This is a genomic window from Sinorhizobium terangae (assembly GCF_029714365.1).
In the GTDB taxonomy this organism is placed as follows: domain Bacteria; phylum Pseudomonadota; class Alphaproteobacteria; order Rhizobiales; family Rhizobiaceae; genus Sinorhizobium; species Sinorhizobium terangae.
In genome coordinates, this window is sequence record NZ_CP121661.1 from 172,352 (window position 1) to 190,843 (window position 18,492).

General features: G+C 58.7%; 17 protein-coding genes. 8 read left to right on the plus strand and 9 right to left on the minus strand.

Translation table 11 applies throughout. The features are described from left to right. Nucleotides 1–235: 235 nt before the first annotated feature. From QA637_RS29080 to QA637_RS29115, 8 genes are all read left to right on the plus strand, one after another. Nucleotides 236–1,315 carry a hydrogenase small subunit gene (locus tag QA637_RS29080; protein WP_283067903.1) on the plus strand — a complete coding sequence of 360 codons (1,080 nt, stop codon included), beginning with the start codon at nt 236–238 and terminating at the stop codon, nt 1,313–1,315. Nucleotides 1,316–1,338: 23 nt separating this feature from the next. Beyond that, on the plus strand, nt 1,339–3,129 hold the full coding sequence (locus tag QA637_RS29085) for a nickel-dependent hydrogenase large subunit (RefSeq protein WP_283067905.1): 1,791 nt from the start codon (nt 1,339–1,341) through the stop codon (nt 3,127–3,129). A 12-nt stretch (nt 3,130–3,141) separates the two neighbouring features. Continuing rightward, nucleotides 3,142–3,852 carry a Ni/Fe-hydrogenase, b-type cytochrome subunit gene (gene cybH, locus QA637_RS29090; RefSeq protein WP_283067907.1) on the plus strand — a complete coding sequence of 237 codons (711 nt, stop codon included), beginning with the start codon at nt 3,142–3,144 and terminating at the stop codon, nt 3,850–3,852. 4 nt (nt 3,853–3,856) lie between these two features. Further along, nucleotides 3,857–4,462 (plus strand): HyaD/HybD family hydrogenase maturation endopeptidase, encoded by a 606-nt coding sequence (locus QA637_RS29095; RefSeq protein WP_283067909.1) that lies wholly within the window; start codon nt 3,857–3,859, stop codon nt 4,460–4,462. Between the two features lie 311 nt (nt 4,463–4,773). Next, nucleotides 4,774–5,070: a HypC/HybG/HupF family hydrogenase formation chaperone gene (locus QA637_RS29100; RefSeq protein ID WP_283067910.1), complete on the plus strand. Its 297-nt coding sequence runs from the start codon at nt 4,774–4,776 to the stop codon at nt 5,068–5,070. A 199-nt stretch (nt 5,071–5,269) separates the two neighbouring features. Next, nucleotides 5,270–5,629, plus strand: coding sequence for a [NiFe]-hydrogenase assembly chaperone HybE (gene hybE / locus QA637_RS29105; protein ID WP_283067912.1), 360 nt, complete (start codon nt 5,270–5,272; stop codon nt 5,627–5,629). 462 nt (nt 5,630–6,091) lie between these two features. After that, nucleotides 6,092–6,274, plus strand: coding sequence for a hypothetical protein (locus QA637_RS29110; protein WP_283067914.1), 183 nt, complete (start codon nt 6,092–6,094; stop codon nt 6,272–6,274). A gap of 325 nt (nt 6,275–6,599) precedes the next feature. Continuing rightward, the gene (locus QA637_RS29115) at nt 6,600–7,463 is read left to right on the plus strand and encodes a radical SAM/SPASM domain-containing protein (RefSeq protein ID WP_283067916.1); all 864 of its coding nucleotides are present in this window, start codon (nt 6,600–6,602) and stop codon (nt 7,461–7,463) included. A 698-nt stretch (nt 7,464–8,161) separates the two neighbouring features. On the opposite strand, the gene QA637_RS29125 is transcribed toward QA637_RS29115, so the two are convergent. From QA637_RS29125 to QA637_RS29165, 9 genes are all read right to left on the minus strand, one after another. Further along, nucleotides 8,162–8,470: a hypothetical protein gene (locus QA637_RS29125; RefSeq protein ID WP_283067917.1), complete on the minus strand. Its 309-nt coding sequence runs from the start codon at nt 8,468–8,470 to the stop codon at nt 8,162–8,164. Between the two features lie 134 nt (nt 8,471–8,604). Further along, nucleotides 8,605–9,960 carry a HipA domain-containing protein gene (locus tag QA637_RS29130; protein ID WP_283067918.1) on the minus strand — a complete coding sequence of 452 codons (1,356 nt, stop codon included), beginning with the start codon at nt 9,958–9,960 and terminating at the stop codon, nt 8,605–8,607. A gap of 4 nt (nt 9,961–9,964) precedes the next feature. Then, the gene (locus QA637_RS29135) at nt 9,965–10,555 is read right to left on the minus strand and encodes a helix-turn-helix transcriptional regulator (RefSeq protein WP_283067919.1); all 591 of its coding nucleotides are present in this window, start codon (nt 10,553–10,555) and stop codon (nt 9,965–9,967) included. A 261-nt stretch (nt 10,556–10,816) separates the two neighbouring features. Beyond that, nucleotides 10,817–11,788 (minus strand): AraC family transcriptional regulator, encoded by a 972-nt coding sequence (locus tag QA637_RS29140; protein WP_283068037.1) that lies wholly within the window; start codon nt 11,786–11,788, stop codon nt 10,817–10,819. Between the two features lie 430 nt (nt 11,789–12,218). Further along, entirely contained in the window at nt 12,219–13,637 is a 1,419-nt protein-coding gene (locus QA637_RS29145; RefSeq protein WP_283067920.1) for a glycosyltransferase, read from the minus strand. Between the two features lie 34 nt (nt 13,638–13,671). Continuing rightward, the gene (locus tag QA637_RS29150) at nt 13,672–14,307 is read right to left on the minus strand and encodes an HAD-IA family hydrolase (RefSeq protein ID WP_283067921.1); all 636 of its coding nucleotides are present in this window, start codon (nt 14,305–14,307) and stop codon (nt 13,672–13,674) included. Nucleotides 14,308–14,320: 13 nt separating this feature from the next. Beyond that, nucleotides 14,321–15,544: an aminotransferase class III-fold pyridoxal phosphate-dependent enzyme gene (locus QA637_RS29155; RefSeq protein WP_283067922.1), complete on the minus strand. Its 1,224-nt coding sequence runs from the start codon at nt 15,542–15,544 to the stop codon at nt 14,321–14,323. 40 nt (nt 15,545–15,584) lie between these two features. Continuing rightward, on the minus strand, nt 15,585–17,069 hold the full coding sequence (locus QA637_RS29160) for a GMC oxidoreductase (RefSeq protein WP_283067924.1): 1,485 nt from the start codon (nt 17,067–17,069) through the stop codon (nt 15,585–15,587). Next, a complete protein-coding gene (locus QA637_RS29165; protein ID WP_283067926.1) occupies nt 17,066–18,433 on the minus strand; it encodes a condensation domain-containing protein in 1,368 nt (455 codons plus the stop codon). Before QA637_RS29165 ends, QA637_RS29160 begins: the two co-directional genes overlap by 4 nt. Nucleotides 18,434–18,492: the final 59 nt, after the last annotated feature.

Sequence of the window (18,492 nt, forward strand, 5' to 3'; positions counted from 1 at the left end):
CGATTGATGAGCCGTTATCTGCCTTCTCGCATGTCGTTTGAGGACGGCGATCACGATCGTTGCCACGCCAATCCGCTTCGGTTCCTCCCCGAAATAGATAACTCGAACAATCCGCCAGCGACAGGGCGGTCGGTAAATAACTTGGACCGGTCCGTTTCTTGCAGAATCTCCCTGTGACTGAGCCGGTTGCCGATCCGGACGATTGAATGGGGGGACGGATTGCTGGAGGAGCGCGATGGCAACTGTTGAAACCTTCTATGATGTCATTCGCAGCCAGGGGATCACCCGGCGCAGCTTCACCAAATTCTGCAGTCTGACGGCTGCGAGTCTTGGCCTCGGTCCGGGTGCGGCGACCGCCATGGCCGAGGCGCTCGAGACCAGGGAACGCGTGCCCGTCATCTGGATGCACGGGCTCGAATGCACCTGCTGCTCGGAAAGCTTCATCCGTTCGGGCCATCCGTTGGTAAAGGATGTCGTGCTGTCGATGATCTCGCTCGATTACGATGAGATGATTATGGCCGCTGCCGGCCATCAGGCCGAGGCCATTCTCGAGGAAACCAAGGCGAAGTATAAGCGCAAGTACATCCTGGCCGTCGAGGGCAACGCGCCGCTCAACGAGAACGGCATGTTCTGCATCGACGGTGGACGGCCATTCGTCGAGAAACTGAAGTGGATGGCAGAGGATGCGATGGCCGTAATCGCCTGGGGCACCTGTGCCTCGTGGGGCTGCGTACAGGCGGCCAGACCGAACCCGACCCAGGCGACCCCGATCGACAAGGTAATCCGCGGCAAGCCGATCATCAAGGTTCCCGGCTGTCCCCCGATCGCCGAAGTGATGACCGGCGTCATCACCTTCATCACCACGTTCGACAAGCTGCCCGAGCTCGACCGTCAGGGGCGGCCGAAGATGTTCTATTCGCAGCGCATCCACGACAAATGTTATCGCCGCCCCCATTTCGACGCTGGCCAGTTCGTGGAGGAGTGGGACGACGAGGGCGCGCGCAAGGGCTACTGCCTCTATAAGTCGGGCTGCAAGGGTCCGACGACCTATAACGCCTGTTCCACGGTGCGCTGGAATGAAGGCGTCTCATTCCCGATCCAGTCGGGCCATGGTTGCATCGGTTGCTCCGAGAAAGGCTTCTGGGATCAGGGCAGCTTTTATGACCGGCTGACCAACTTCCACCAGTTCGGCATCGAGGCCAATGCCGACAAGATCGGCTTGACCGCTGCGGGGGTCGTCGGTGGTGCGATCGCCGCGCATGCCGCGGCGACTGTCGTCAAGCGGGTCACCACGAAACGCGAAGCCGACGCATAATGCTCACGCCAGGAAACACCTCAATGAAGATCGAAACGCCAAACGGCTTCACGCTGGACAAATCCGGCAAGCGCATCGTCGTCGATCCCGTCACCCGCATCGAGGGCCATATGCGGATCGAGGTCAATGTCGACGAGAACAACATCATCCGCAACGCCGTGTCGACGGGCACGATGTGGCGCGGCATCGAGGTCATCCTCAAGAACCGCGATCCGCGCGACGCTTGGGCGTTCACCGAGCGCATCTGTGGCGTCTGCACGGGCACGCACGCCTTGACGTCGGTGCGAGCGGTGGAAAACGCCCTCGGCATCACCATTCCCGAAAACGCCAATTCCATCCGCAACCTCATGCAGCTTGCCCTGCAGGTGCATGACCACGTGGTGCACTTCTATCACCTGCACGCCCTCGACTGGGTGGACGTCGTCTCGTCGCTCTCGGCCGACCCCAAGGCGACGTCGGCACTGGCACAGTCGGTATCCGATTGGCCGCTCTCCTCGCCGGGTTATTTCAAGGACATCCAGACGCGGCTCAAGAAATTCATCGAGTCGGGTCAGCCCGGTCCGTTCAAGAACGGCTATTGGGGCAACGCTTCCTACAAACTGCCGCCCGAGGCAAACCTGATGGCGTTGGCGCACTATCTCGAGGCGCTCGATTTCCAGAAGGAGATCGTCAAGATCCACTCGATCTTCGGAGGAAAGAACCCGCATCCGAACTGGCTCGTCGGTGGCGTGCCCTGTCCGATCAATATTGACGGGACCGGTGGCGTCGGCGCTATCAACATGGAACGGCTGAATGTGGTCACCTCGGTCATCGACCAACTGATCGAGTTCAATGACAAGGTCTACATCCCCGACATCATGGCCATCGGCTCCTTCTACAAGGACTGGCTCTATGGCGGCGGCCTCTCCGGCAAGAATATGCTCACCTATGGCGACGTGCCAGAGCACGCCAACGACTATTCGGATGCGAGCCTGAAGTTGCCGCGGGGCGCGATCATCAACGGCAATCTCGCGGAAGTGCATCCGGTGGACCATGCCGATCCCGAGGAGATCCAGGAATTTGTGACCCACTCCTGGTACAAATATCCCGACGAGAGCAAAGGCCTGCATCCCTTTGACGGCGTCACCGAGCCGCATTACGAGCTCGGGCCCAACGCCAAGGGCACCAAGACCAATATCGAACAGCTTGACGAGGGCGCGAAATATTCCTGGATCAAGGCGCCGCGCTGGCGCGGCCATGCCATGGAGGTTGGGCCGCTCGCGCGCTGGGTGATCGGCTACGCCCAGAACAAGGCCGAGTTCAAGGATCCGGTCGACAAGGTGCTCAAGGATCTCGGCCTGCCGGTATCGGCGCTCTTCTCGACGCTTGGCCGCACGGCCGCCCGAGCGCTCGAATCGAGCTGGGCCGGCCACCAGATGCGTTACTTCCAGAACAAGCTGATCGCCAATATCAGGGCCGGCGATTCTTCCACGGCCAACGTCGACAAGTGGAAGCCGGAGACATGGCCCAAGGAGGTCAAGGGCGTCGGCTTCACGGAGGCGCCTCGCGGTGCGCTCGCGCATTGGATCAAGATCAAGGACGGCAGGATCGAAAATTACCAGTGCGTCGTTCCCACGACATGGAACGCCAGTCCACGTGATCCGGCCGGCAACATCGGCGCCTTCGAGGCGTCGTTGATGGATACGCCGATGTCCGACCCCGCTCAGCCGCTTGAAATTCTGAGGACCATCCATTCCTTCGATCCGTGCCTGGCATGCTCGACTCATGTCATGAGCCCGGACGGGCAGGAAATGGCCCGGATCCAGGTCCGTTGAGGAGTTTCGGTGATGACGATCCATCAATTCCCCGCCGCCGACGCCAACAGCGAAAAGGCCGTCGAGCAGAGCGTCTACTTCTACCAGGCGCCGGTGCGCGTGTGGCACTGGGGCAACGCCCTTTCGATCCTGACGCTCTCTCTGACCGGCTATTTCATAGGCTCGCCGCTGCCGTCCGTTTCCGGCGAGGCGAGCGCCAACTACCTGATGGGTCATATCCGCTTCATCCACTTCGCGGCGGCGCAGACCCTTTCTGTGCTTCTGATCCTGCGGCTCTATTGGGTTTTCGTGGGTAACGTGCATGCCCGCCAGATCTTCTACGTGCCCATGCGCGGCCGTTTCTGGAAGGAGTGTTTGCATGAAGTGCGCGGGTATATGTTGGCCCGCCAACCGAAGAGACATGTCGGCCATAACCCACTGGCGCGGCTCACCATGTTCCTCATGTTTACCCTGCCGCTGTTCTTCATGGTGATCACCGGTTTTGCGCTCTACAGCGAAGGCGCCGGCCGCGACAGTTGGAAATATGTGCTTTTCGGCTGGATGTTCTCGATCTGGCCGAATAGCCAGGATATCCACACCCTCCATCATCTCGGCATGTGGGTCATACTCGTCTTCGTGATCGTCCACATCTATGTGGCGGTGCGCGAGGACATCATGAGTCGGCAAAGCGTCATCTCGTCGATGATCTCGGGCGAGCGGCTCTTCAAGGACGTGGAGGACTAGACGGTTGCTCTATCGTCAACCGGCCATTCGCCCCGTGCCCCGTGTTCTCGTGCTCGGAATCGGCAATATCCTGTGGGCCGACGAGGGGTTCGGCGTGCGTGCGGTCGAAGCCTTCCACAAGGCTTACGAAGTGCCTGCCAACGTGACCATCCTCGACGGCGGCACGCAGGGCCTTTACCTGGTTCAGTTCGTCAACGAACACGATCGGCTCATCGTCTTCGACGCCATCGACTACGGCCTCGTGCCAGGCACGATGAAGGTGGTGGAGGACGATGACGTGCCGAAATTTACGAACGCCAAAAAAATGAGCCTACACCAGACCGGCTTCCAGGAAGTGCTGAGCGCGGCAGACCTCATGGGGCACTACCCCGAGCGCCTGACCCTGATCGGTTGCCAGCCGCTTGATCTCGAAGACTGGGGTGGTCCGCTGACGGCGCCGGTCAGGGCCGTCATTCCGGCGGCTGTCGAAACCGCCGTCCGGATGTTGCGGGACTGGGGTGTCGCCGTTGCCGTGAGGCCGGAGGGGACAATGGTTCCGCCGCTTCTCGAAAACGGTATCGACGTGGAGAAGTACGAGCGCCGTGTCGAAGCGGCCGCGTTTAACCAGTGAGGAGAACCTGTGAAACGCTTTTCCATGGCCATGCCCATGGCACCAGGGATGCCGCAAACGACGCGGGGGGCGGCGATATGGCCGGCTGCATGACTGCCCTATTTTATCCTCTTCCGATGGGCATCGGGCTGGCCCGCTCAGGTTCGGCAAAGCCGGGCAGGTCGCCGCCACAGGTGGCTATCGCCTGTGGCGAAGCGGCTCTGCTCATGCCTCCAAATCTCACAGGGCGGGGGCCCGTGGGACGCATATGGCAGCCTGTTCCCGCGACTCTCGATTCTGCAGCCTCGGAAACGCGGAGGCGGAGCATCATCATGTGCATAGGCATTCCCATGCGGATCGTCGCCGCCAATGAGTTCGTCGCGCGGTGCGAGCATCATGGCGCAATATCCATGATCTCCCTCGTTCTTGTCGGCCCGCAGCGGTCCGGAACCTATGTCCTCACTCATCTTGGCTCCGCCATCCGCGTACTCGACGCCGAAGAGGCCCGCGTGATCGACGATGCGCTTGCTGGCCTCGTTGAAGCCAGCGAAGGCCGCGCCTTCGAAATGCTCTTTACCGATCTCGTTTCCCGCGAGCCCGAATTGCCGCCGCATCTTCGCACCGAGTGAAACGAACATTTCAAGACTGGAAAGTCGAAATTCCAGCCCATCGCCAATTTCCTCAGTCTGGCATGACGTTTGCACCATCGTTCGGAACATTCTGAGTCCGGTGTCGCAGATCCCCTTGAGCACCCCTTTGTCGACCTCACGGAGGACTGGTGCTGCCCGATCTGCGATGCGCCGCAGTTAACGTTCATGAGGCTGGGCGATGATCACTGACCTCACCATGCGTGGCGAGCTCGATGCGGCGCTGGCGGTCGGCGAGCGGGTCGTGGCATGCCACCGACACATTCACGACGCCGCCATGACGGACGTGCCGATCTGCAATCACGAGCTCAGGGTCGCGGCAACAGGCTTTCGGACCTATCGCTGCCGCGCCTTCGGTGTTGTTGCTACAGCTTGGTTCGTAAGCGTCGCGGGCGTGGATCTGCCCGAAGGGGCACCTGCCGCGACCGCCGCCATTGGCACAACCCTGCGTATCGGCCTTCCTGCGGGGGAGGTCGAATTCATTACCAGGGCGCTCCATACGTTCGGCCGCGTCGATTCCAGCGCGCCCTTTGCGACATAGTGTTCTACTTCAGACACAAGGAGGTTGGCAGGTTGGTAGGGGCCCCCGCGCACGCAGTCAAACGCCGCGATCAATCCGAACTCAAACATTCGGCGAACCGGCGTAAGCCGGTTGGAATGCCCTGCCATCAAACACTTGAGCGCGGTCTGCATGATTGCCTCCAGGCGGGAGGCTTGTGACCTGCTAGACCACCCCAGGGTTCTTGACCACGGGATGCTAGAATTTGGGGCCTCGTTCAGGAGGCGGGCTGTACCTGCCAGGTTCGTTGAGGAGATCGGCACGTCATTGCCGATCGCACCACGGTTCAGATCAAGTCATGGAAGTTCAATTTGAGGCGAAGCGCACGTGAATGCATCCGCTATGTCGATGCGTTCTATCAAAACAATCAATTACTCTAATTGCCCAATAAGGAATATGACTGAGTCCTGTGGCATAGCGGGCTGTTTCATAAGGAGGTTCGCGATGGAAAACAAAATTCTGGGCGGCCAAGGTAGCAACAGTCTCTTTGGCAGCAATGGTAATGAGATGATCCTCGATCCCACAGGAAATGACTGGATTGACAGTGGGGCCGGAAACGATACGTGGATGACTTCGCGCATCTGGGCAACGCGCACAGCTTGCTCGACTTGGCCCGCTTGGGCTTGACCGCGTCGGATTTCATGTTCTGCTGATCCGGAAAACGATGCGGAGCCGCGCCACGCTCGCCCAAGCGCAGCGCTTTCCCTTTACGCTCACTGTCGTGACCGCTGGGCACCCCGGGAGCAGGCGCATTGTTGTTCAGCATGATGAAGCTCTGTACATCGCGTCGGCTGCCGACTGAACCCTAAATCGAGCCTAGTTCAAGACAAAGCATTGCCCGGCTGTTTCATAGTTCGTACGAGAAGCTGCACGAATAAGTCGTCATAAAGAACGCCACTCGTCAGTCCTCCGTCGGCAATACCTTTGTTCCGAAAGTGGAGAGACCCACAAAATGGTTGAATCAAACTCGACAGACTTGCAGGAATTGCGCGCTGCCATCCCTGGCGGCAGGGTCCTGGAAATAACGACCACCACAGGCTGCGTCGTCGGCTGTTCTTACTGTCCACAGGACAAGTTCGCCAGCCGGCAAAAAGCAGTATCTCGTGTGAAGCATCTTTGTCTCGAAGATTTCAAGCGATGTCTGGCGCGTGTGCCGACCGCTGTTGACATCAGCTTTGCCGGCTATTCCGAGCCCTGGCTCAATCCGGATTGCACCGAAATGGTCGAGCATGCTCACATGTCTGGCCACGGCATTCGGATCTTCACGACGCTTGCAGGAATGGACAGGAACGATCTACGACGCTTGCAGGCGCTGCCCTTCAGGGTATTTGTGGTTCATGTTTTCGACGACGGCACGTACATGAATAGCCGCCTTGTCAGACAAAAATATCTCGACGTGGTTCGTCAACTGGTGGACTCTGATATCCCCTCAATTCGGTTCCTGGTGATGGGCGAGGTCCACCCCGATATCGTCGGGATAATTCCCGCCGGAGCGCTATGTCGCTCGCGGCCGCTGAGTAGCAGAGGTGGAAGCGTCGATGCTGAGATAGTTGAAACGCGACCGCCCGTCGTCGGGGCACTGACATGTGCTGAACAACGGCAGTATCGGAATGTTCTTCTTCCGAACGGTGACGTTACTCTCTGCTGCATGGATTTCGAGCGGCGCCATGTGCTGGGCAATCTCCTGCGCGACGAATATCGAGAGCTCTTCGAGGGGCCAGTGTTCAGGGAGATCGTCGATCGCATGAACGGCAAGGATGGTTTTCTACTTTGTAGAAAGTGTGAATTTGCCGAACCGAAAACATCGGCATGCTGATGCCAATTGCGGCAAGGCGCCGTTACGTTAATAACCACTGTCTACCTCGGCAATGGCACCTTCAGTCGTCGCGTGCGGGATAGGGCCGGTGATCGGCCCATCCTTCCTGAGAGTTTTGATGCCAAGTCGCTGTCGCTTAGATGTTGTGCCGGCGCCAAGGTGGTAGATACAGAGCAATTGAAGTGTCGTCGACGGCGACAGGCTGTTCGAGGTCGGAAGCGGTTGACTGCGATGGCGGCGCGGGCTGTGGCCGTGGCCAAGGCGTGCGCCTGATGCCGAACCCACCTAACCCCCGCTACGCCATCTATTATACGCCGGCGCGAGACCATCCGCTGACGGTAGCGAGTTCCTGGCTTGGCCGCGATGCTTTCGCACCTGAGGCTGGTCGTGAGAGCGGTCCAGCCGTGCTCGAATTGACATCGGAGCCGCGCCGATACGGTTTTCATGCCACGCTCAAGGTACCGTACCGCTTGAGAGACGGCACGACCGTCGAGGACTTGGAACGACGAGTTCGACCGTTGTGCTCGCGAAGGCGGCTTTTCGCTTCATTGGCAGGCGCACGGCCTCTCCTTATGGCATCCACTCGAAGATCGACGACTGGCTGGAACGCGGCGACGTCGTAGTGGAATGGCTCTCGAGCAATTCTGCCGGACGCGCGACGGCGCTACCCGCGACTGCTCGTCATCAATGTCACTGCCCTAATCGAGGTCTTGGCGAAGCGCCGGGTCGAACGGGGTCGCGAAAATCTGGAGGGCATCAGAGAGCGTCTGATCCGAAGCGAGCAGCAAAGCGTCGACGGTGACGATGTGCTGTATCTCGACAATGCGCGTCCGCCGGAGGCTGCCGGCGAGCGCCGTTTGGCCGTGCTTCTTGATCACGCTGTCGGGGTGAAGTGACCGCCTATCTGCTCCGGGCTTGTATGCAGCGCAGCATTCGCATAGCTGCATTGCACAATAAGTGATTTGCCTTTGGTCAAAAAACAGGCATCCTGCATGCAGCCGATGCATTTGCGGTCTTCTCCTCCCAGTACCGCCGCATCGGCTGTTCCCCTCTGGAGGTTATATGACCTTCACACCTATAAGGGCCGCGGTCTTCCGCTGGCCCTCTTTTTTGCCGCAGGGCCCATCATAGGCTTCGGCCATCAGGAACCGAGCAGCCATCCGCCACCGCGCTCGACATAGGCGTCTCGCGCTTTGATGCCGTCAGGAACCTGCATTTCGAACGCGGTCAGAAGCTCGTCGATATTGTGCGCAATCAGGTCGCCGAACCGCTTGAGACCAATGCGATCGAGTCTCGGTAGTTCCGCCGCGAGCCCTGCTGAAATCCTTTGGGTCAGCCTTGTCGTAAGGCGCGTTTGTGCGCGCGGCGATGCAATTCCCAAGGCATTCAAGAATGCTGCAAAATCCAGAGGGTCGAGTTCGGCCAGCCTTGTTGCTTCGCCAAGGCTGAAGGCAAAGAGATCCGTCAGATTGGGATCAAGCCGTGTGGGCATCAGGTCGTAGCGGGGCGAAACACGGATCCGGCCTGCCCTATCGTAGAGGAGCGCAAAATTCTTGGCATGAGCATCGACATTTCCGGTCATGAGGTCGAACAGGACCGCCCCGATGAACCGTTGCCTTTCCGCCGCAGGATCGGTCGTCGCGTCGAGAATCCGGTTTATCGCGTGAGCATCGAAGCGACGGCCTTCTCGCCCTTGACGTTCGTATTTGAGGGACGGAGGAAGTCCAAGCGCCTGAGCGAAATCCTCCTGATGGACTCTCACGATCTTGTTCTCGGTGTTCAGCCGCCGGTCGAACCGTTCGATCACCAGGGCGTCGATGCCGTTGAAGTTGACGACACTCGCCTCAGCGGTCTCAAAGCCGAGATCTCGTGAGAGCCGAAGCGTCTCGAATTCGAGCCTGGGGTCTTGCGGATGCTCCTGGTCCGGCACCTTGATGATGTGCGTGGTGGGGGCGCCCGAGCCAGCGACGGGTTCGGCATAGCTTCCGTCGGGCAGAATGGTGATTGCGATCTTGCTTTGAACGCCGGCGAGCGGTGAAGGATCTTCCGTGCCTTCGGGAAGCCGCTGACGCCTGTGCAGCGAGCCAATGATGGCGTTCAGGCGATCGTCATCTATCCGTCTGTAGTCGACGTCGTAGTCGCCGGGCACTTTGACGGGCGGGGCTCCAAGCGGCAGGACCGAGATCGCGCCGGCGCAATCCTTCCCGAGGTAAAAAAGGAGGCCCGCAACATCGCTGCGGGTCAAGCCCTCGCGATCCATGACGCGCTGCAGGACGCCGTCTCGCTCCTGAAGCAGGTTATCGAAAAAGGGGCGGGTTCTGCTGTCATCGAAGGGCTCGTCTCCCAGCGGAAAGGACAGCGAAAGCGGAAAGGCATCGGGATCATCGAGATAGGTGGCCGCATAGGCGAAGGCCAAAGCGCCACCTTCATCCCTTACGAGGTTGCCAATAGGGTCGGCCACCCCGTCAAGCCTGACATCGAGCGCAATGATATCCATGCGGTTATCGTGGCTGCGCGAATATTGAAATGCCGGCGGCGTGCGCGACCTTGAGAACCTTCTGGAACTCTAGCGTAGCCTTGCCATTCTCGAGCTCCGATAGAAACCGTCGTCCGACGCCTGCGAGATCGGCAAAATCCTGCTGCGAGAGGTTCCGCGCCTCCCTCGCTTCCCTGACAATACGGCCCAGGTCGCCGGGTATGGCAATTTCCGTTACTCGATACCGGTTCTCATAGGCCCTTGCCTTTGTCGCCTCGGTCTTTTCTTCGCTGGGCAAGCGCGCAAGGGGATTGGGAAATCCGAGATACTGTGTCCCGGCATTCAAGGTTGGCATCGTGACGTTTGGTAGCCTGACAGCGGTTGCGGCCTTCGGCGTCTCGCTTGCAAGCCTGACCGATGGAATGTCGATGCTCTTCAGCGTGTCCGTCAAGCTTTTGGACATTGTGGAAATATCGCGAAGCGATTTCGTGCCCGCAAGAAGGTCCGCCTTGCCAAACTGCTCCCGCAAAGCGTCGGAGAAAGGCGATTGCGCAATCATCCTGGCGAGATCAGTCGCTTTCTTCGGGTGTGGGTTTTTGTCGCCTCGATCGGTCATATCTGCTCCTGTACGGGAACATACACTAGCTCCACGACGACTTCAAGAGTGACTGATCCCGATCGGTAACACGCTTTGCAGTGCACGTTCCCGAACGGGAGCACGGCGTCGAGGTTTGGATCGCGGTTGGGATTTTGTTCCCGTTCGGGAGCAGAACTTGAACAGCGGCAGCAACTCACGCTTCCCCTGCGCAATCAAGGTCGATATCAACCGTCGGCGCGCTGTGGGTGATCCAGCCGTGGACCGTGTGCATGCGAAAATTTAACTCGTCCGTGGCATTCGGAATGCCGAGAACTGCGACCGGTCCACGCGCCTCCTGGTGTCTGATGGTTTTTCCCCATAGATTGCCTTGTACGCTGCTGAGAACCTTCCAAAATGAAAGAAGCCCCATTTCAGGCAAGTTTCCCTCACCGCTTGATTATTGTCGGGATCAAGCAGGTCCCGCCGCACTGCCTGCATACGAAGCGTCCTCAGATAGGCAGCAGGTGTTGTTTCCCTGAAGGCGCGAAAGCCCAGTTGTAATGTTCGACTGGTCACACCAGCCGCTTCTGCCACCATCGCAATGGTGATCGGCTGATTGATATTGGCCTGCATGTATTCGATCGCGCGATGGACATGTCGAGGAGCGATCAAGCAAGGCTTCTTATCGAGCAAATGCGATAACCTATGGGGAATGTGGCGCACCACCAGGTCGGCCAGCGCCTGCGTTAGATGTGCCATTGCTATTGGAGAGCCCATGAGCGGGCCGTTGCCCCGCATGCCGTTCATTATTGTTGATGCCAGGTTGCCGATCATCTGGCCAGTTGGTGAGGCCAGCTCCAACTCCGGTAACAGATCCAGAGAGCCGTTCAACGGCACCTCAAGTGTTTGGCCGACAGTTTGCTGTATGACAGACCAATTCAGCAACAATTCGTCTATTACGTTTGATTGCCCATGCATCATAACTCCGTCAGGTTCAAAGTTATTATAGAGCAGCAGCTTCCCCCTGCCGGCCTCGGCCGTGCAATCCCCATACGTCAGCCCCATCCCGCCACTTTGAGGAATGACAATCGACAAAGACTCTTCTGTTTCGGAAGTCGGCGCGATGCTGAACTGGAATTCGTTTTGGTGATATCCACTGATCAAAACTGCGTTGTCGCATGCCGCAAGATCAATTCGCCAAAGAAAATCACCAATTTGCCCGATCGGCTCGGCACTAAATGTCCCGAAAGCTCCAGCGAGAGTTTCAACCATCCCGTCGAAGGACGAACCACGAAATGAGAACTGTGGAGAGCTATTTTCTGGCGTCGTCGATTCCCCAATCCTTGAAGTGCTTTTCTGGGTCACGCGAATACAGGAAGCCGTGTTTCGGCTAATGTCTCGATGTCATGATTCATTTTTCTGGTTTGCGTCCCTTTCCGACGTTCTGATGGCCAGCAGTTGCTGTCCGCACCCCAACCCTGTCCAGCGAGTTCCAACGCTGTTCCTGGTGGCCTCGCTTCCGCTTCACCCCTTAGCTTTGCGCTCGGATGACCGGCATGTTTTGACCGTCTATACGCTGTGACCGTTGTCTGAAGTGTAACGAGCCCTCGATGAGCCGCGGATCGTCACCAGACCGCGATGCCGGTCGCGCAGTACCTCTTGAGCGGCGCGGAGATCTGCCTGGCTCAGCTGATGTTTGGCCTCAACGGTGTTGAGCACGTTCGAAACTGTATAGAGCTAATTGTATCGCGTCATACCACTTTGGAATTTGCGAAATTTGCGTGCTGGAGCGCAGGCATCTTTCGCGCGCCCTTCTCGCCATCTCCTCGAAATCCCTGTCATCGGCCACAAGGCGATGCATCATTTCTGCAGCCTTGACCTCGATGTCCGGCTCGTCCAGGACAACGCCGTTTAGGCCGTTCACGACCTGCCTTTTCAGACCAAAGGCAGAAGACACTATGACGGGTCTGCCCCGGAACAAAGCCTCGGTTACTGTCAGGCCGAAGCCCTCTTCGCGAGAGAGCTGAAATACCCCATGAGCATTCTGTTGCAGCCGCCCGACAATTTCCGCATTTGCCTCACTGTGCTCCATTGAGATACAGGTGAGATATACGCGCCGCCGCACTTCTTTGGGCAAGTTAGAGCACAGGACTACGCATTTTTCGAAATACTCGCGGCCTTCCGGATCATCTGCAACACCCGAAGGATCCGGTCCCGCGATCACCAGGCGTGTATGGGAGGCTTCCTCGGACGCCGTTGCCACAAAGCGAGCAAAGGCAGCAATGATGCGGTCGATGCCTTTCAGGCCGTCCCACCTGGATACATGCAGGAAATACCGCGACTGAAGAATGTCCTGAAGCGTTGCGTTGGGCTCCAGTTGATGGCCACTGAACGATACCGAATTCTCCAGCGCCCGGCCTGGTGGCCCTCCATAGTTGCGGTTCTTGGTCGAGAAGGGGCTGATCGATGGCTGAATAAAATCGATTGGGCGACCCGCATCAAACGCATATGCCTCGTCGCTCAGGACGATGCGCTGGAAGGGACGGAGGTACTCCTTCAGCAGTCCCCAGGTTCGCTCAACTGTTGGGGTGCGCTTCGGATAGCCGATGTGGCATCGCCAGATGGCCGGGTGTGGGTAAGCGTCCAGGAACTGTGCGGCTGCACACAGCGGCTGCGGATCATGAATAACCAGGAAGTCATTTCGTCCGATGATCCTTTCCAGCTCCGCGGCGCCTTGCTGCGATGCCTCCAAATAATACGGCAGCAGCTCGGTCACGTCTGCTGGGATGGTGTCGTGAAGAGAATTGTGAAGTCCTTTGGTGAACTGAAAAAAGAGCTCGCCCTTCGGTTTGAAGATGAGCCAGCGCACATGGAAACCAAGCTCCCGAAGGAGGCATATGTGGTGGGGAAGCATTTCGGCCACCCCACCGCCGAATGCGGTGGAATTTATATGCCAAATACAGCGGGCGCCAATATTGTCACGAGTTGCGCTGGAGGAACGAAAGAGTTCATCGAGAAGTCCCCCATAGTCCTCCCGCTCCTCAGCGTAGTGCTCAAGTACCGAGCCTTCTACCAGAACCTCATCAAATAATGGCGTGCACGGTGTCGTGGTTACTTTCAAATTTGTGGCCCTCCTTATGGTTGGGGAAGCAGGTTCAGCGCGGCCGGTTAGCTAGGACCTCGCGAAAATTCTCGATCCAGCCCTTGGTTTCAGTGTGACCTCTGGCACTGGGGCCGACACCCACGCAGTCGCAGCCTGCAGCGGTTGCCGCTTTGATTCCGGCTTGGGAATCTTCAAATACCAAGCATCTTTCGGGGGGGATGTGCAGCATCCGCAATAGTGCTCGATAGGGTTGCGGATGCGGTTTTCCGTGACTGACGTCCTCAGCTGCAATCATGATCCTCGGGCAGGAGATTCCCGCTGCATCGAGGCGGGCGAGGGCCGAAATCCTTGTCGAAGAGGTGACAATGGACCTCTTTTCGGCAGGGATCGAGCAATAGAACTTCGCGGCCCCCTCGATTGGTTGCAACAGCTCCATCGCTTGGATCTCATAATCGGCAATGCGAGCCGCTTCGCGTTCGGGCGAGAGACTGGGCGCAATCGCCTCCACCAGTTCAACATCCCGGCGAGCGGCCGACATCCGCATTGCGTAATCAGGACAAATCTGTCGCTCCAGCGCCCACCGGCGAAGTGCGCTTTCGACCACAGCCTTCGAATCTACAAGGGTTCCGTCCAGATCGAAGGCTACGTGATCATAGTCTTCAAGCTGAAGTTCGATGGTGACTCTCACGGCTTGCCTCCGTCTATCGGGCCCAATAGTTCCTATTGGAAAGACATGCTTTCTCTGTGGCGTGAAACGCTTCGGCGCAGTAGTCGACCATGGATGTGTCGGTGACCTGGGCAGTTATGTCCTCGTCCTTGCGATAGTCTGCGAGTGCTAGCTCCAGCGCCGCCTGCAGAGTTCTGAAAAATGTGCCATCCATGGACGCATTGCTCATGTATGTTCCCGGGTAGCTGGTGTAGATACCGTGCTTCAGACACCTCTGAGCGAAGGCCCTTCCATGCTTTTGCGAGGGCAGAACGATATCGAACATGGTATCGCTTCCAAGAACGCGTGCAGGTATCTCGCTGCGCTCTAAAGAGATTTGGAATAGCCGCTTGAGGGCCGAGCCCCTCTCGGCGAGGCGCTCAACAATTTTCGCTTCGGCAAAGATTTCCTGTGTCAGGTTGCCGGCCACAAAGGCGCGGTTCTCGCGCAGATACGTGTTGCCGAGATAGGCTCTGTCGGCTCCCGCCATGGCATCGGTCGTGCCGGCGACCGCGGAAAGGCCGATGCCTTGTGCAATCCCCTTGGCCAAAGTGATGACGTCCGGTGCCACGCCGTGTTTTCGGCAGTAACCACCCTTGGCGTAACGAAGTCCGCATAGCACTTCATCAACAATCAGCAGGACGCCATGCTGTCTTGCCATCCTGGAGATTTCCTGGAGCAATTCCGGAGGAAAGACCGAGGGCTCAGGCGTGAAGAAGATGCCAGCGACTCTTCCCTCGTTCGCGGTCAGCTGCTGTTCCAGAATATCGAGGTCATATTGATAATCCTGGATGTGTGGATCCTTGGCCGGCGGATCGTGCGACCAGGGTCGCTGTTGAAAGATGTCGTGCCATCCGTGGAAGCCAGCCGTCAGGATAACCGGCCGGCCAGTTCGGTGGCGCGCGATCCGAACGGCCGCTTCCGTTGCACAAGATCCGGTTCTCAAAAAGAACACTCTAGGAGTGTCCGGGAACATCTCCGAAATTTTCCTGGCAAGTATCTGGCGTTGCTCGCTCACCGGTGAGGGCAGGACGTCAGTTTCTCGCTCCATCGCCTGCGCAAGCCGGGCCTTGAATACCGTGTTATTGCTGCCCAACGGCGAAGCCCCGCTGCAGGAGGTCATATCCAGATAGATTTTGCCGTCGACATCTTGCGCAATTGCGCCATTGGCGGAGCGGAATATGATGGATGATGGGGTCTCACGTTCCCATTCAGCCAAATGTCCGCTAGCTCCATGATTGAGCATCTAAGTTACCCCTTTATTTCAGCGACAGGGCCATTCTCCTCGCGTTGGCCATGATTGTGTGTGTCGGATTGCTGTTCCCCGCGAAATTCATCACGGACCCATCCATGACATAGATGTTGGTGAACCCATGGACTCTGCCGCGGATGTCTACGACCGATCGCCTGGGATCACATCCGGCACGCATTGTGCCGTGCAGGTGGGAACTGCCTTTTGCATGGGAAGAAGGTTCTCGTTCGACGCGGCGTGCGCCCAGGTGGAGCAGGATGTCATCAGCGCGATCGGCAAGAAAACCTATTCGCGCATGGTCATTTTCCGAATTCTTGTATTCGAAACGAACGTAGGGAATGCCGTATCGGTCAGCGACGTCGTCCAGCACCAGGCGATTGTGCGACCATGGCTCGTCCCCGGCTATATAGTGCAGGCGCACGCGGCCAATGTTCTCACTCGGCGATACCAGGTTCGCTTCATAAATGAGGCCACCAAATCTGCACGGTACGTCACTATGTTCGTAGAACTCGTCTGTATAAACGGTCGCATGCGGTCCCCAGTGCGAAGCCAATGCGTCGGAGCCGCAATCAGCCGGATCCAGGTAGCCGACGGAGTAACCGCTGATCTTGAACGAGAGGCCGCGCCCGACAAGGTCTGATTCGTTTCCTATTCCGTGCGGGGCATGCTTACTCTTCGACCGAAGCATCAATGCCGCTGACTGTATTGCGTTTGCGCAAATGACGACCCTTTCAACTGGGATCCGAATCAGTGCCGATGAGAACGGCACATAGCACTCCAGGGCTTCGGCCCGGCCGTCGCTGCGGATCTCTATCCGGTTGACGAAACAGCCGTAGAGAACCGAAATCGCTCCTGGCAGTCCGGAGTCGTCCAAAATGTTTCTCGCAAGCACGGAAGCTCTCGCTTCCGTAGGGCATACTAGCTCGTCGCAAGCAGAACAATTGATGCATCCCCTGCTGTTGCCGGGTGCCCGGATCGCCAGTGGGATCTGCCTTGGCCGTATGCCGAGTTCCTGCATCGCATTGGATAACATCACTCCACGTTGGCTGGCCGGATACGATGCGTGCCCGTTCGTGCCACCGATCTCCATGAGATGCTCGATCTGCGAATAGCAGGGTTCGAGATCTTGAATGGTTATGGGCCAATCAATCTCCATATCGGTCCCAAGATATTGGGAAGCAGATAGATCCGATTGGCGGTATCTGAACGTGATCGCATTGTAGAATTGCATTCCGCCGCCGACGCAACACGCTGTCCACGGGTTACCGTCAGCAGCGCCAGTGGAGGTGAGCGCCCTGCTGTATGCCGCTTGATGAGGCCCGTGCATGGCACCAGGAGAAACCAGGCCTCCATATTCCAGGACGGCCACGCGACAGCCTTTCTCCGCAAGCGTTCGGGCGACGATCGATCCAGCTGCTCCGGAGCCCACGATAACCGCGTCGAAGGTAGTGTAATTACAAGAGGCCGCCGCAATGTGTCTGATGTCCGTCACTGGCAATGGTCTCCAATCCGATGTGGAGTGGCTGGCCAACCAGCGGTGTTCGCGACGCAGGCCAGGATGTGCTTTGTGCGCGCCACATAGTCGGGGACCGCGACCCCTGCGGGCCCGGTGGCCGGGTGGCGGTAGTTGGCGACGAGGCCGCCGAAGGTCCGCACGATCCAGAGGCATACCTCGTCCGGATCGGTGCTGCGACTACGCAGGGTGACAACTTGCCAGCTGTTCCAGTCGCGCGCACCGGGGGTACGGCGAACGTCCATGTACGAGACCATGAAGGGATCGCGCAGTGGCTCCCCGAGGAGATCCGCCACTCGGGGTGTAGGTATCCTGGACAGGTTCTTCGACCAATCCAGGTTGGATGCCGCCCGACGCACCGCCTCGCAAAACGAGTCGGCTGCGCCGAGCGGGAACGCAACCGGGCCCATTCCTACGTACCAGCCAATGGAGGACCGGAAGGGGGCTGTACGGGTGTGAAAGGGGACCATCGTACGAAATTCACCCGAGCCGGTGATTTCGTGACCGACCTTGGCAAGGCAGGCGAGCAGACCGGAGAAGGAGTCTCCCCCGGCCTTACGGCAGACCGTGTCGAAGGCGTGCGCCGAGGATGCGTCGAGAAGCTCGGTGTATCCGCTTGGCTGGGCGGCGGAGCTGCCACTCACGTCGCTAACCGGTACGGGGAACTCCGGCAGACGGCCGCCCGCCTCGGTGAGAAACTGCCGCCATTGGGCGACGGATTCGTCCTCAGGGGTCAGCGTATCGGCCTCGATCCTTTCGGCCTCCGCGAAATTGAGGTAGCTGGCAGTGGGGGGAAGGGGAGGTGGGACGGTCTTGCCGTCGCGGACCGCGAGCGCGGCGGCGTACAGCGTGTGAATCTCATAGGCAATTGTGAGAATGGAGTAACCGTCCATCAGGATGTGGTCGGCGGCGATACAGACGGTTGTGGCTTCCGGACGGCTGATGGTGGCACAAATATATGCGGGCCAGTCGAGTGGGCCGACTTCGGAATCGAAGAGTTCCTCCAGGTAGCGCGACAGTTGCTGGCCGTCGGTGAATTCACCCGCGCCACTGTGGTGGATACTCACGGCTCCGGCCGGTAGCGTCCTGCGGCGGAGGCAACCGCCTTGCGTGGAGCCAGCGGGGGGGCTGAGATGGCTGCGCAGGATTTCGTGGCGGTCTGTCCACTCGCACAGTGCCGCAGCGAAGGCGTTCGCATCGAGTTCGGCGGGCAGATCGAAGACAGAGCCCAGCCAGGAAGGCCGCAGGGAGGCCCCATCGGCCGTCTCAAGTGCATGTGCGACATGTGCTTCCTGCACGTGGGACGCCCGCCGTAGATCGGCTGCCCAAATGGCCTCGGACATGCGCGGGGCGCCAGCCCGCCACACGGTGACACGGCCCGCAGGCAGATCGAGGGATGACA

What these genes read in the sequence shown, in the direction of transcription:
- QA637_RS29080 (WP_283067903.1), top strand. Translation starts at nt 236, where the DNA reads ATGGCAACTGTTGAAACCTTCTATGATGTCATTCGCAGCCAGGGGATC.
- QA637_RS29085 (WP_283067905.1), top strand. Translation starts at nt 1,339, where the DNA reads ATGAAGATCGAAACGCCAAACGGCTTCACGCTGGACAAATCCGGCAAG.
- cybH (WP_283067907.1), top strand. Translation starts at nt 3,142, where the DNA reads ATGACGATCCATCAATTCCCCGCCGCCGACGCCAACAGCGAAAAGGCC.
- QA637_RS29100 (WP_283067910.1), top strand. Translation starts at nt 4,774, where the DNA reads ATGTGCATAGGCATTCCCATGCGGATCGTCGCCGCCAATGAGTTCGTC.
- hybE (WP_283067912.1), top strand. Translation starts at nt 5,270, where the DNA reads ATGATCACTGACCTCACCATGCGTGGCGAGCTCGATGCGGCGCTGGCG.
- QA637_RS29110 (WP_283067914.1), top strand. Translation starts at nt 6,092, where the DNA reads ATGGAAAACAAAATTCTGGGCGGCCAAGGTAGCAACAGTCTCTTTGGC.
- QA637_RS29115 (WP_283067916.1), top strand. Translation starts at nt 6,600, where the DNA reads ATGGTTGAATCAAACTCGACAGACTTGCAGGAATTGCGCGCTGCCATC.
- QA637_RS29125 (WP_283067917.1), bottom strand. Translation starts at nt 8,470, where the DNA reads ATGCATCGGCTGCATGCAGGATGCCTGTTTTTTGACCAAAGGCAAATC.
- QA637_RS29130 (WP_283067918.1), bottom strand. Translation starts at nt 9,960, where the DNA reads ATGGATATCATTGCGCTCGATGTCAGGCTTGACGGGGTGGCCGACCCT.
- QA637_RS29135 (WP_283067919.1), bottom strand. Translation starts at nt 10,555, where the DNA reads ATGACCGATCGAGGCGACAAAAACCCACACCCGAAGAAAGCGACTGAT.
- QA637_RS29140 (WP_283068037.1), bottom strand. Translation starts at nt 11,788, where the DNA reads ATGGTTGAAACTCTCGCTGGAGCTTTCGGGACATTTAGTGCCGAGCCG.
- QA637_RS29165 (WP_283067926.1), bottom strand. Translation starts at nt 18,433, where the DNA reads ATGTCCGAGGCCATTTGGGCAGCCGATCTACGGCGGGCGTCCCACGTG.